Source organism: Vibrio sp. 10N.261.55.A7, assembly GCF_002877365.1.
Lineage (GTDB): Bacteria > Pseudomonadota > Gammaproteobacteria > Enterobacterales > Vibrionaceae > Vibrio.
Genome location: NZ_MCWZ01000079.1, coordinates 1 through 13517 on the forward strand (window position 1 = coordinate 1; position 13517 = coordinate 13517).

Consider the following 13517-nt stretch of genomic DNA (forward strand, 5'->3'; position numbering starts at 1 on the left):
GATTTACCCGCTACAGCTTCAGAAAGTGAATTACTTGAGCTAGTAGATACACTTAATCAAGATCCTGAAATCGACGGTATCCTTGTCCAGCTGCCACTTCCTGCGGGCATCGATGCGACTCAAGTTCTCGAGCGAATCATCCCAGAAAAAGACGTTGATGGTTTCCACCCATATAACGTTGGACGTTTGGCACAACGCATGCCAAAGCTGCGCTCATGCACGCCAAAAGGCATCATTACTTTGCTTGATCGCTACAACATTGATTTGCGTGGCAAGCACGCTGTTGTTGTTGGCGCTTCAAACATTGTTGGTCGCCCAATGACGCTAGAGTTATTGCTAGCTGGCTGTACAACGACCACCTGTCACCGATTCACGAAAGATCTGGAAGGGCATGTTCGTCAAGCCGATGTTGTGGTTGTCGCAGTGGGTAAACCAAACTTCATTCCTGGAGCCTGGATTAAGAAAGGCGCGATTGTGGTCGATGTGGGTATCAACCGTTTAGAATCAGGCAAACTTGTTGGCGATGTGGAGTACGATGCAGCGAAAGAGAACGCAAGCTTTATCACTCCAGTTCCTGGTGGTGTTGGCCCAATGACCGTCGCTAGCCTTATCGAGAATACGATGATGGCGTGCGAACAGTTCCATACCAATAAATAACGACATGTTTATTAGATAAAAAAGGCTCCTAAATTAGGAGCCTTTTTGTTTATCAAAATACGGTTTGGTACTCGAAGCTATTTCTTAGTACTTAATACGATCCGCTAGATGACTCACCGCCAATGCAAAGTAATACGAGCGGTTCCATTTCATCAATACATTGTAATTGTTGTAAACCAAATACGTGCGCCCATGATGGTCATCAGGCATGATCAACCAGGCTTTAATGTCTTCATCAAGCTTGGGTAAAGCACGGCCGTCGTATCGAGTGATGCCAAGATCGCCCCACTCTTGCAAATACTTACCTTTGCCTTCACCACGGCCTTGCAGGTCAATATCAACAGACTCAGGCACTCGCACTTGGCGTCCCCAAGTATAGGTATCATCCCAACCTGACTGGCTTAGATAATTCGCTGCAGACGCAAAAACATCTTCTGTTGTGTTCCAGATGTCTTTTTTACCATCGCCGTTGCCATCAGCGGCAAACGCCAGAAATGAACTCGGCATAAATTGTGGCTGCCCCATTGCGCCCGCCCAAGAGCCTTTCATTGAATCTGCCGTTATGTGGCCCTCATCAATGATGGTTAAGGCGGCCATCGCTTCTTTACGGAAAAATGCTTCACGGCGACCTTCGTAGGCTAACGTTGAAAGCGCGTCAATCACACTATACCCGCCGGTAAAGGTGCCGAAATTACTTTCCACTCCCCAAAGCGCGACGATGTACTGAGGTTGTACCCCATATTCATCACCAATTCGCTTCAGTGCTTCATAGTGTTTTTTGTACAGCCCCTTGGCTTGTTTTACTTTCCAATCAGGCACTGCGCGAGGGATATATTCATCCAAGGTCAGTTTTTTCTCTGGCTGATTTTTGTCAGCGGTGACGGCTCTTGGCTTGAAGGTCACATTTTTGAAAGCATCATCAATCGTTTGCTGAGAAATACCCTGCTCTGCCGCTTGCAGCTTTAGCTTCTCAACATACTCATCAAAACTCATCTCGCTCGCGATTGCCGAGCATGAAAGACCCAAGCCTAACATTACCGATAAAAGTTTCTTCAAAATGCCCTCCTTGAGCGATTGTCGCAACTATTTTTGCTGCGCTTTTTGTTCTTTATATTTCTCTAATAAATTTTCTTGCGGTGGCGGTACTTGAAGGAAAAAGCCTTCATCAGCTAGCGACTTTATCACTACCTCTTTACTCACTTGCGCAAGATTATGCTTGTCTAGTTTTATGACCATGACGAATATAGGTTTACCAAACACTTGCATCAGGGTGTCAGGAACTTGTGAAAAATCATCCTTCTTTGGGATGTACAGGTATGTCCCTTCTTTCTTAGAACTTTTATATATGGAACAAAGCATAAGTCGCCTTTTGATTAAATGTTGAGTCATTCAGAGAAATAACGTTAAAGTTTCGACAATTAACGGCTACAGCGCTTGCCGTTGGTAGATATGGAATATAACATGATATCCCTAGCTTCAGGCAATGCCCTTTCAGTTAAGGCCGCAAATAAAAATGTCCAAGACTCCCGATTTAAAAGGCAGTAGCTTCACTTTGTCAGTGTTACACCTTTCTGATAGTGAAGTCACCAATACCGTTACATTTCTTAAAGAAAAAGTCTCGCAAGCACCGGCGTTTTTCACCTCTGCTCCAGTAGTGATAAACATTGCAAAAGTTGCGGGTGACATCGATTTCATCGCTCTTAAACAAGGCATCGAAGAGATTGGTATGATTCCGGTAGGAATAACAGGCAGCAAAGATAAACGCCTACAAAACCTAGCTTCAGAAGCAGGGTTTGCCGTTATGTCTGCCACCAATGTGCGCCAACAGGCACCCGCTGAAATGGCGCCGACTAAAGTCATTCGCACGCCTGTTCGCTCTGGTCAGCAAGTCTATGCGAAAGACGGGGATTTGGTGATATTAAGTCACGTGAGCGCAGGAGCAGAAGTGATTGCTGACGGCTCTATTCATATTCACGGCACACTAAGAGGCCGTGCAATTGCAGGCGCTAGCGGCCAGAAACAAGCACGAATATTCTGCAATGATTTACAAGCTGAACTGGTGTCGATATCAGGAAACTACTGGTTAAGCGATAAGATTGAAGAAACGTTTTGGCAAAAGAAAGTTATGATCAGTATGGATGACGACTCTCTTCAGCTCGAAACGCTAACACTATAATTAAAAAGGAAATACCATGGCTCGTATTATTGTAGTCACGTCAGGTAAAGGCGGAGTTGGTAAGACAACTTCCAGCGCAGCGATCGCTTCCGGCTTGGCGTTAAAAGGACAAAAAACGGCGGTTATCGATTTTGACATCGGCCTAAGAAACCTAGATCTGATCATGGGCTGCGAGCGTCGTGTCGTTTATGACTTCGTCAATGTCATCAATGGTGAAGCGACACTCAATCAAGCACTCATCAAAGACAAAAGAACAGACAACCTATTCATTTTACCCGCTTCTCAAACCCGTGATAAAGATGCACTGACTAAAGATGGTGTGCGTCGAGTGTTTGATGAACTTGATGAGATGGGCTTTAACTTTATTATTTGCGATTCTCCTGCAGGCATTGAACAAGGCGCTTTGATGGCCTTGTACTTCGCCGACGAAGCGATAGTGACCACTAACCCAGAAGTCTCATCTGTTCGAGATTCGGACCGTATACTGGGCATTTTGGATTCTAAATCACGACGCGCAGAAGACGGATTGCCACCAGTGAAACAGCATCTATTGCTCACTCGTTACAACCCAGCTCGTGTATCTCAAGGTGAAATGCTCAGCGTTGAAGATGTTGAAGAGATCTTACATATCCCATTAGTGGGTGTTATTCCAGAAAGCCAAGCGGTGCTCAATGCATCCAACAAAGGTGTGCCTGTAATCTTTGATGACGAGTCAGATGCGGGATGTGCCTATAATGATACGGTAGAACGCTTACTCGGCGAACAAGTGGATTTCCGCTTTTTAGTTGAGGAAAAGAAAGGAATCTTTAAGCGATTATTCGGAGGTTAACCACATGTCATTGATTGAGTTTTTTCGACCACAGAAAAAGAGCACTGCAAATCTCGCAAAAGAACGCCTGCAAATTATCGTTGCAGAGCGTCGTAGCCAGGGCGACCCTGCACCGTCCTATTTACCACAGCTGAAAGAAGACATTCTGAAAGTTATCGGTAAATATGTGGCGGTTGACCCATCGATGGTTGATCTTAGCTTTGAGCACAAAGACGATGACATTTCAGTGCTAGAACTTAACATCACTTTGCCTGAAGACGAAAAATAATCACTGTCCGCTCATAAAATAAAAGCCTCAGCTATTTTTAGCCGAGGCTTTCTATTACCAATCGCAGCGAAATACATCACATCACATCACATAAATGTATTTACTCCGTAAAGATCATTCCATGCCGTCGCCAATCTGCTGAACCAAGAACGAACTGGCCGGCTCAATGGTATCCACCAATGTTTGTACTTTTTCAATAGACTCAATCATGTGGCTGTTTTTACGGTAGCTCATATAGATTGGCCTTGCCCAGTCATCAATGCCTTCCACACGATACAATTGCTCTGCATCTAAAAACGGTTGGGCAAGTGAGAGAGGAAGATAAGCGCATCCGCCCTTCTCTAGAATAAAGTCCAGCCCGATTCTGCCTGTTGATGTTCTTAAATAAGGCGCTTGAATGTTGGGGTGGCGATCAGCATGTTCAAACGTAAAGTTAGTGCCCCAATCAATGTAGACATATTTACTGTCAAAGCCACTTTCTGCATTTAAAGGCTCTGTTGAGACGAGCACTAAGACCAAATCCGCTATCTGGTTACTAAAAAACTCATCCACTTTAAATGGGTCAAAGGAGAAAGCGATGTCGATTGAGTGATCGAGCAGATTGCGATTCAGTTGCTCTCGACCTAAAGACTCCGCAGAAAAACCATAGCCTTTCAATGAACTGGTGATCACGCTTAATCCATTTTGTAGGTAAGCATCCCAAATATTTGGGGTGCCACCAATCGTCAGCTGCTTGATCTTATTGCTTTCTAAAGACAACTCAAATCGGGCTTGTTTTAGCGTTGATACCATCACTTCTGCATAGCTAAGCAAGCGCTGGCCAGCCGACGTCAGTTGAATATTATTACGGTGTCGAATGAACAACTCAGCATCAAAATACTCTTCTAACTGTTTTATTCGCGCACTGACTGCCGCTTGTGTGATGTATAAATTTTCAGAAGCTCGGCCAAAGTGTTTTTCTTTCGCCACCTCTAAAAACGTTTGGAATACTTTTACGTCCATCGTTTAACCACACCTAAAAATTCGTTTATTAACCGTTCTCTTATTAAAAAATAATGAATCGCTGAAAAGACCACAATGTCTTATGCAGCATTATGGCGTCAGCCCAAGAAAATTCGCAAAAATAATTTTGTCTTTTAGATAAAAACAATTCGTTTTATTCGCATGCTCTGGTGGCCTATTCTCAGCCTACACAGTCAGTATTACCCCAAATACTTATTGTCAGCCTATCCAATAATAATTGTGCGTTCCGAGGTATCAATGTTTGAAACTCAACTTCGTCATGGCAAAAGACGTTTCTACGATATGGTCAAATTTCCACGCGGATTTGCCAAGTCTGGCGATTTCACTCTACTTGAAAGCGAAATTCTCCTCGTGTTTGGTGAGACAATGCTAGCACTAGAGCATGGCATCATTGCGCCAGCAAACTCGGATGAAAAGCATTTCGTTAAAGTCATGAAACACCCAGCTAAAGCAAAAACAAAACACGAACATGCTTGGCTAAAATATACGCGACTTTCTCGAGGTCGACGATCTTTCCATACGCTCAACAGTCGTTCTAGATTTCAGGTCCCTGTACTAGAGTTTGACTATGCGCTTAACGATGATGAGGTACATGACGTTGCATAAATAAAGCCAATGCAACTCCCCCGTTTTTCTTCCTTCCTAAGCAGTCAGTACCTTTCAAGGGTACTGACTGCGATTTATACCAACTCTCGTTACTTTGTTTTTCTTTAACCACCTGACTCGCAGGTTTTCATCAACATTCTCTTTGGGCTTACTTCACCGCTAAGAAGGTCTGGCTCGGGTCAACATAAACCTTATCCGCCATCGCTTCACGACCAAGCAACATCATGTAAGTCATGTCATTTCGGTTGCTCAAGGTGAGTTGAATTGGCCACTCTCTACCACCCAGTTGAATCATAGTTTCAATCACATAACGATGCTCTACCTTGCCATTTGAAGATTTAATTCTTCTGCAGTCATACACCAACGATTCTTGCCGCACTGGCTGCGCGACACGGTAACTACCCGGATGAAGGTCATAAGCGACATAAGGTTTGCCATCCCTGACGATTTTCTCAATATTATCGACATGGAGCGAAGAGGTTTTCGCTCCTGTATCAATGCGAACCTCCAAATCATGGATACCCATCTCAGGCAGCGCACAAAGCTCCAAATTTCCTATGATCATTCGATTTTTAAACGTATCTGGCATTGTCTTATCTACACAATTTTAAGGTTAATATTAAGGTCACTGGCCTTTTCCAATGACCCTTTTAGCTAGGAAATATCCGGCCCTATTGACACTATCGAGTCTTGCATCATTTCAATGTGTTCATGCACTTCTTCCGCCGTATCGCCAAAGTATGCAATGTGGTACATCGCCTCTCCTTCTTGAACGAGCGGGATATTTTGTTTACCAATAATAATGCCCGAACGATTCGAGACGACTTGATTAATGTTATGCCCTAACGGGCCATTGATTTCGGCCAAGATTTCATTCTTTTCCACCACAGAACCTAATGAAACAAACTCCTTAACGAACCCACTAGCATTGGCGCGTGTCCAATCACTGCGGTTCGCAACAAAGGGCTCGATATTCACTTTGCTCATGCGTTTTCGAATCATACCCAACGCTCGAAGTACACGAATAACACCCTTTACGCCCGTTTGTATTGAAAGCTCATCAAAACGAAGCGCTTCGCCCGCTTCATAAAGCAATACACGTGTGTCGTTGCCCACGGCCGCGCCTCTTAACGAGCCATCACGAATATTGGCATTCAGTAATACGGGAACAGCAAAAGCCTCGGCTAAGCGCTTTGTTTCTGCATCGTCTAGGTTCGCTCTAATTTGCGGTAAATTAGAGCGATGAATCGCGCCTGTATGCAAATCGATCCCATAGTCGCAATGTGCGACCACACTGTTCAAAAACGTATAGGCCAAACGTCCTGCTAGCGAACCCGTTTTCGAGCCTGGAAAACAGCGATTCAAATCTCGTCTATCTGGCATGTATCGACTCTGGTTCAACACACCATATACGTTCACCATCGGAACCAAAATCAAGGTGCCGCTTTGCAGTTTCAAGTTTTGCTGCGCTAAGCGGCTTATGATTTCGATGCCATTCAATTCATCGCCGTGCACAGCTGCGCTAACAAAAACGACAGGCCCTGGTTTTTTCGCTCGAATCACTTGAATCGGCAGACTGATTTCCGCATCGGTATAGAGCTTGGCGACAGGAATATCAATTTTCTTTCTTTCACCCGGCGCGATTTCAACACCCGCAATGGCCAGCTTTTTATTGTCGGTTCGTTGACTCACAGCTGAATTTGTCTTTGATTCATTTCTCATCATCGTCACCTATTTCTCTTACACGCCACGTTAAACCAATGCCGCTGAACGTTGCTGTTTTTGAGCGGTTCTTTGTGCCTTTTTTTCAATAAAGTCGAAAATCAATCCCGCAACGTCTTTGCCTGTCGCAAGCTCGATACCTTCTAGGCCAGGAGACGAATTCACTTCCATCACGACTGGCCCGCGAGCAGACTGCAAGATATCAACGCCGCAAAGGTTTAATCCCATCGCTTTCGCGGCGTTCACCGCCGTTGCACGCTCTTCTTTGGTCAGCTTGATAAGCTGTGCAGTGCCACCTCGATGTAGGTTAGAGCGAAACTCGCCTTCACCTGCTTGGCGTTTCATCGCAGCAATGACTTTTCCACCAACAACAAAGCATCGAATGTCCGCCCCTTTTGCTTCTTCAATAAACTCTTGAACCAAAATATTGGCTTTCAAGCCCATGAATGCCTCAATAATGCTTTCTGCCGCTTTGTCAGTATCGGCAAGTACCACGCCTATACCTTGTGTCCCTTCTAGCAATTTAACGACAAGAGGCGCACCTCCTACGTTCTTGATCAGATCCTTGATCTTGTCAGGCTTATTCGCGAAACCGGTTTTTGGTAACCCTATGCCTTCTTTCGACAAAAGCTGCAAAGAAGACAGCTTGTCTCGTGAACGAGTAATCGCAGCTGACTCGTTGATACAAAAAGTGTTCATCATCTCAAACTGCCTGACCACCGCAGTGCCATAAAAGGTCACCGAAGAACCGATTCTTGGAATCACTGCGTCGTAGTGTGGAAGCTCTTCTCCCATGTAACGCACTTTCGGGTGGCTGCTGGTTATGTCCATGTAACAATGCAGAGTATCGATAATATCCACTTGATGTCCTCTTGCTTCACCCGCTTCTTTTAGGCGGCGAGTCGAGTACAAGTTTTCGTTGCGTGATAAAACCGCAATGCGCATGGCTATAACCTCTTAGTGTGTTTACCCGAAAGGCCATCCCCTCGGAAAGTGCGCGAACTTTAAGAGTTATCTCAGCGAAAATACAACGAATAGTTTTCGTCTTGACGACAAATTATTTTTATCAATGAGGGTTTCAGAACTCTAATCACACCTGCTACCAATAGGTTCCTTTCAACCACATCAAGAAAACAGGCTCTTGCCCCTTCGACATGAATCGCCCTTAGAACAATCTGAAATAGAAAAGAGTGGAGAAAGTCGATGAGTAAAGCAGAAAAGAGAGAAGTAAGAAGGAAGAAGGAAGAAGGAAGAAAAAATAAGGGGTTTAATCATAAACATGAATCGTAAAAAAAGAGCCAACCAGTCACGCTGGTAGGCTCTTATTTATCTGTGCTTATTGGGCTTTGCCCAATGTCACTAATTACTTGTAGCAGCAATATTATTGGACTACTTAACTAGCTTATTGAGATTCTCGCCCATAAGCTCTAAGCGCCACCCCTTCATGACATCCGGTAAGGCACTTGGGTTGCGGTCTTTACGCCATACCCAACTAAGCAATTGATTGAGTTGTTTTTTAGACGCAAGAAATTCCGTCGCTAAACCCGACTTGGCAGACGCTTTTTTTACTTCATCTTTCAGTAATTTAAACAATTGCTTATAGCCTGGATAATCCATCAAACGATCGATGGCGGCTGGATATTCATCTTGGGGAGTTTGCTCTGCTGACTTGATCATGGCTGCGATACGGTTGCCGTGGCGTCGTACAGCGCGACCATCAATACCCTCTTGTTCCATTTGTTGATTGCTCTTTATTGCATCTCGAGCCACAAGAAGTAAGTCGGTTTCTTTAAATACAAAATTCAGTGCTAAATCGCGCTTCATGGCTTCTTTGTAGCGCCATGTGGCGAGCGGTTTAAGGATGGCAAGCTGTTTCGGTTTCAGCTGCCAGGCGCCTTTAATATCTCGATACACGTTGTTTGCATCAACGTCTTTTATTCGCTTACTGACCAGCAGCTCTGATTCTTCCTGAGCAGCATCCCACCAGCCTGCGGCAGAGGTTTTTTCGAGCAGCTTTTCGTACAACGGCATCAGGTAAAATACATCAGCGGCAGCGTATTCAAGTTGCTTAACACTCAGCGGGCGAGCCATCCAGTCAGTGCGAGATTCGCTCTTATCTAACTCGACACCAATGTATTCGTTAACCAAGCTTGCAAAGCCTGTTGAGAGCCCATGGCCTAAAAACGCAGCCATAATTTGGGTATCCACCATCGGGAAAGGCGTGCAGCCAAATGCATTTTGGAAAACTTCCAAGTCTTCACCACACGCATGCAGTACTTTCATCACTGAGGTGTTCTTTAATAGATCCACAAATGGTGTCATATCCTCAAACACGGTCGGGTCAATCAGTGACAGGTTTTCGCCATCAAACAATTGAATTAAGCCTAGGAGTGGATAGAAAGTACGAATGCGCACGAACTCGGTATCGAGCATTACGACGTCTGATTGCTGGGCTTGGTCACAGACTCGCTTTAAATCGGACTGCTGTGTAATGATTTGATAGTTCACAAAATGCTCGCTAATGTTTTTTGAAATACGTGGCTTTGGAAGTTAATTGTTTTGACAATAAAAATGCCGACGATGAAGTCGGCATTCTAACACTAAATTGTCTTCGATTTCTGTATAGGGGCGGATTATTCTCATTCGCCCCTAGAGTTCTCACTACTCGCTTGCGCGCTTAGCCAGTTCAGCGTCGTTCTCTTCTCGAAGGACACGGCGAAGAATTTTACCCACATTCGTTTTTGGCAGTTCTTCTTTAAACTCAACCAGCTTCGGTACTTTATAGCCGGTTAAATTCTCACGACAATGAGCAATCAACTCTTCTTTGGTTAAGCTTGGATCACGCTTCACAACGTAAACCTTCACCACTTCACCCGACACTTCATGAGGCTGACCAATCGCCGCCACTTCAAGTACCTTGCCATGCAGAGCAATCACATCTTCAATTTCATTTGGATAGACGTTAAAGCCCGACACTAAGATCATGTCTTTCTTACGATCAACGATGTGCAAGAAACCTTCATCGTCAAACTTAACGATGTCACCCGTTGATAGCCACCCTTCAGGATTGATCACATCTTTCGTTGCTTCTGGACGCTGCCAGTAGCCTTGCATGACCTGTGGACCACGAACCTGTAGTTCACCCACCTCAGAGTTAGCAACAGGGTTGCCTTCTTCGTCCACGATACGGACTTCCGTTGACGGCACAGGTAAACCAATAGAGCCATTGTACTCGGTCAGATCATAAGGGTACGCCGCAACTAAGGGAGCACACTCGGTTAAGCCGTAACCTTCGAGCAAGTAACAACCGGAGATCTTCTTCCATTTCTCCGCAACGGCGCGCTGAACGGCCATACCACCACCGACTGAGAGTCGTAAATTGCTGAAATCGAGTTCACTGAAATCTTCGTTGTTTACTAGCGCATTAAACAGTGTATTCACCCCAGTAATTGCGGTGAATTGATACTTTTGTAGCTCTTTGATGAAACCAGGAATGTCTCTTGGGTTGGTGATCAGTAAGTTGCTGCCACCGATTTCAAGGAATAACAGGCAATTCACGGTCAATGCAAAAATATGATAGAGCGGTAACGCAGTAACCACGAGTTCACGACCATCAGCTAAAACAGGGCCATAGGCACCTTTCGCTTGCATGACGTTCGCGATCATATTGCGATGCGTTAATACGGCACCTTTTGCAACGCCCGTAGTACCGCCAGTGTATTGCAAGAACGCGATATCATCGCCAGAAATATGGGGTTTAACGTATTGGAGCCTACGACCTTTGTGCAAAGCTCGGCGCATAGAAATCGCACCAGGTAGATTGTATTTAGGCACCATGCCTTTGACATACTTCACCACGAAATCCACGATCGTGCCCTTCGCTCTTGGCAACATTTGACCAAGGCTAGTGAGTACAACGTGTTTTACCGGTGTATTGTCAACAATCTGCTCGAGTGTGTTGGCAAAATTAGAAACGATGACGATCGCTTTTGCATCGGCATCATTGAGCTGATGTTCTAACTCACGTGGTGTGTATAACGGGTTCACATTAACCGCAATCATGCCCGCTCTTAATACCCCGAACAGCGCAACAGGGTATTGAAGTAGGTTCGGCATCATCAACGCGACGCGGTCACCTTTCTTTAGTTTTAATTCATTCTGTAAATAGGCAGAAAATGCGCGACTACGCTCTTCTAATTTGCGGAAAGTCATCACCGAACCCATGTTCATAAACGCAGGTTGGTCGGCAAATTTTTGTATCGATTGTTCGAACATATCAACCAAAGAGCTGTATTGATCTGGGTTGATTTGTGCTGGAACATCTTCTGGATAGCGTGAGAGCCAAGGGTTTTCCACGGTATTACTCCTCGTTATTGGCTGGCTTATTGACCATTATTATTATTCGTCTATTACAGCACAGCCAAAGCGCATGAGCACGTAACACTCAAACACTTGTTTAAATTTTGTTAAGCTCGCCAAATATCAGTTCTGTTACGGCTTGGGGATCTTGTAAATGACAATGGTGGCCACCTCGAATTGTTACCACTTCACACGCATTACTGGATGCACTTAATGAGTGCTTTAAGTGGCTGTAGCCGTTGTCACCTAAGATCACCAACTGCCGACATTGAATGCGTTCAATGACGTCTTGTGCATGCTCAAATGACATTCGATACAGTGAATCACTTTGTAGATGGCCATCATGCTGCCACTGCCACGTTTCACCTTGCTGGCACATACCGCGCGCTACGATTGGGCGTATCAAATCAGCCTCTATGTCATTAATTTGCGCGCGACGCTGTGTCATTTGATTTAATCCACCAGGGGAGCGAATAGGTTTACGTCTTAACCGCTGACGACCCAACACACCGGAGCGCAATCTATCTACACTGTTATCGGGCTTTTCCGCTAGTGGGCCAAAGCCTTCAATCTGAACTAATCCTGTGACGAACTCAGGAAACGCGGCACTATAGCAACTTGCGATCAATGCACCAAGAGAATGTCCTACTATGAACAGTCTGTTTGGTGATAAAACCGTCAATAGTTGGTGAAGATCATCGATATAGTCATGAAAAGGGTAAAATGAGCTCAAGCCCTTGTGGTAAGAAAGCCCATGCCCAGGCAGGTCGATGGCGCACAAATGCAGGTTTTCATCGAGTGAAGAGAGTGTTGGAAGAATGGAACTAAAACTGGCTGCGTTGTCTAGCCAGCCATGCAGAAACAATACCGTTGTGTGGGCTGTTTCACGACAGCCAAGCTCGAGTGTGGCAACGTCACCACACTCGATAGAGATACAATCCTTGCGCATAGGCTATTTGACTTCTTTGATCACTCGGCCGTCTCGAGGACCGTAGGACATCTGTCTACAATGCAGTCCCCAACAGTTATATTGATAAGTTCGAATTTCATCAATAACCACACGTTCTTGAATCTTCCACGCATGGTAACCCGTCACATTCATCACTGGGATGGTTTGCTCAAACTCACCCACGGTGATGTCTTCTGTGCCATGACTTTGACCGATAACACTGATCAATTGACCTTTACTATAAGCAAGTGGCTCTAGAAAACCGTCGACGTATCCAACAAAGCGTCCATTGGGTTTTTCTTTGATATCGGGTTTGCCAGAGTCATTGATTGGCAGGTTAACGATAACAATACGGGTTTTATCTGCAAGGTTAGTGACGTCAGCAATTACACCGCCCATACGAACCTGTTGCTTTGTATCAGAATCACTGGTTACCCATACTCCATAGTCTGAAACCAACTGGTCGTTGTCGGATTCTAACGTTTCTGGAAGTGACGAGCACGCGGTAAGAAAGAGTAAGGCAAGCGACGATAGGCTCGCTTTTAACAAAGGCTTATTCATAGTGTTCTCTTAGGATAAAAACTATTTGTATATGAGTACCATGGATTGTGATCATGGCAACTAGATATAAATATCGACACCAAGTAGCTTGGCGAGTTCATCTCTTTTGGATTGGGTCATGACAGAAAGGTATTCTTGCATAGCTTTTCGGCTTTGACCTTCAGGTAAATCATACTGTACCTGAGCGCGATGGATGTCAGATTCGTTGACATGACGAATGGAATTGGAAACAGCATGAGCAACTTGAGTTGGTTGTCCAACTGAAGTCGATGTTTGTCCTTTTTTTACCTCGTTCTTTTTTGTTGTCTTGTTAGTTTTCGTACTACCAGGAACTATCGAAGGAGGTAATCCATTTATCGACACCATT

16 protein-coding genes are annotated in these 13517 nt (G+C 44.9%); 5 read left to right on the forward strand and 11 right to left on the reverse strand.

What is annotated here, in order from left to right; genetic code table 11:
* Window positions 1-657, forward strand: a 657-nt coding sequence (gene folD / locus BCU12_RS06125) for a bifunctional methylenetetrahydrofolate dehydrogenase/methenyltetrahydrofolate cyclohydrolase FolD (RefSeq protein WP_102403467.1), incomplete at its 5' end; no start/stop codon positions are given.
* Between the two features lie 84 nt (window positions 658-741).
* On the opposite strand, the gene BCU12_RS06130 is transcribed toward folD, so the two are convergent.
* Together BCU12_RS06130 and BCU12_RS06135 are read right to left on the reverse strand one after the other, a co-directional pair.
* Complete coding sequence (locus BCU12_RS06130; RefSeq protein WP_198599265.1) at window positions 742-1692, reverse strand: lytic murein transglycosylase; 951 nt, start codon at window positions 1690-1692, stop codon at window positions 742-744.
* Window positions 1693-1740: 48 nt separating this feature from the next.
* On the reverse strand, window positions 1741-2016 hold the full coding sequence (locus BCU12_RS06135; protein ID WP_102403469.1) for a YcgL domain-containing protein: 276 nt from the start codon (window positions 2014-2016) through the stop codon (window positions 1741-1743).
* 154 nt (window positions 2017-2170) lie between these two features.
* On the opposite strand from BCU12_RS06135, the gene minC reads away from it, so the two are divergent.
* From minC to minE, 3 genes are read left to right on the forward strand one after another with little or no spacing between them, the layout of a single operon-like run.
* Complete coding sequence (gene minC, locus BCU12_RS06140) at window positions 2171-2833, forward strand: septum site-determining protein MinC (protein ID WP_102403470.1); 663 nt, start codon at window positions 2171-2173, stop codon at window positions 2831-2833.
* Window positions 2834-2849: 16 nt separating this feature from the next.
* Window positions 2850-3662, forward strand: a complete 813-nt coding sequence (minD, locus tag BCU12_RS06145; protein ID WP_102403471.1) for a septum site-determining protein MinD — start codon at window positions 2850-2852, stop codon at window positions 3660-3662.
* A gap of 4 nt (window positions 3663-3666) precedes the next feature.
* Window positions 3667-3930, forward strand: a complete 264-nt coding sequence (gene minE / locus BCU12_RS06150; RefSeq protein WP_102403472.1) for a cell division topological specificity factor MinE — start codon at window positions 3667-3669, stop codon at window positions 3928-3930.
* A 114-nt stretch (window positions 3931-4044) separates the two neighbouring features.
* On the opposite strand, the gene BCU12_RS06155 is transcribed toward minE, so the two are convergent.
* Window positions 4045-4932, reverse strand: coding sequence for a LysR family transcriptional regulator (locus BCU12_RS06155; RefSeq protein ID WP_102403473.1), 888 nt, complete (start codon window positions 4930-4932; stop codon window positions 4045-4047).
* Window positions 4933-5190: 258 nt separating this feature from the next.
* Between BCU12_RS06155 and BCU12_RS06160 the strand changes: the two genes are divergently transcribed.
* On the forward strand, window positions 5191-5559 hold the full coding sequence (locus BCU12_RS06160) for a DUF413 domain-containing protein (protein WP_102403474.1): 369 nt from the start codon (window positions 5191-5193) through the stop codon (window positions 5557-5559).
* A 148-nt stretch (window positions 5560-5707) separates the two neighbouring features.
* Here the strand turns inward: BCU12_RS06160 and BCU12_RS06165 are convergent, their stop codons facing one another.
* The 8 genes from BCU12_RS06165 to BCU12_RS06200 form a co-directional block, all read right to left on the reverse strand.
* On the reverse strand, window positions 5708-6148 hold the full coding sequence (locus BCU12_RS06165; protein WP_102403475.1) for a RimK/LysX family protein: 441 nt from the start codon (window positions 6146-6148) through the stop codon (window positions 5708-5710).
* A gap of 65 nt (window positions 6149-6213) precedes the next feature.
* A complete protein-coding gene (locus BCU12_RS06170) occupies window positions 6214-7251 on the reverse strand; it encodes a succinylglutamate desuccinylase/aspartoacylase family protein (RefSeq protein WP_241909756.1) in 1038 nt (345 codons plus the stop codon).
* Between the two features lie 60 nt (window positions 7252-7311).
* The gene (rimK, locus tag BCU12_RS06175; protein ID WP_102403477.1) at window positions 7312-8226 is read right to left on the reverse strand and encodes a 30S ribosomal protein S6--L-glutamate ligase; all 915 of its coding nucleotides are present in this window, start codon (window positions 8224-8226) and stop codon (window positions 7312-7314) included.
* A 444-nt stretch (window positions 8227-8670) separates the two neighbouring features.
* A complete protein-coding gene (rnd, locus tag BCU12_RS06180) occupies window positions 8671-9789 on the reverse strand; it encodes a ribonuclease D (RefSeq protein WP_133153821.1) in 1119 nt (372 codons plus the stop codon).
* 153 nt (window positions 9790-9942) lie between these two features.
* Window positions 9943-11637 carry a long-chain-fatty-acid--CoA ligase FadD gene (fadD, locus tag BCU12_RS06185; protein WP_102403479.1) on the reverse strand — a complete coding sequence of 565 codons (1695 nt, stop codon included), beginning with the start codon at window positions 11635-11637 and terminating at the stop codon, window positions 9943-9945.
* A 100-nt stretch (window positions 11638-11737) separates the two neighbouring features.
* On the reverse strand, window positions 11738-12589 hold the full coding sequence (locus BCU12_RS06190; RefSeq protein WP_102403480.1) for an alpha/beta hydrolase: 852 nt from the start codon (window positions 12587-12589) through the stop codon (window positions 11738-11740).
* 3 nt (window positions 12590-12592) lie between these two features.
* Window positions 12593-13150, reverse strand: a complete 558-nt coding sequence (locus BCU12_RS06195; RefSeq protein ID WP_102403481.1) for a Slp family lipoprotein — start codon at window positions 13148-13150, stop codon at window positions 12593-12595.
* A 60-nt stretch (window positions 13151-13210) separates the two neighbouring features.
* Window positions 13211-13516, reverse strand: coding sequence for a chromosome partitioning protein ParA (locus tag BCU12_RS06200; RefSeq protein WP_102403482.1), 306 nt, complete (start codon window positions 13514-13516; stop codon window positions 13211-13213).
* Window position 13517 lies beyond the last annotated feature (1 nt).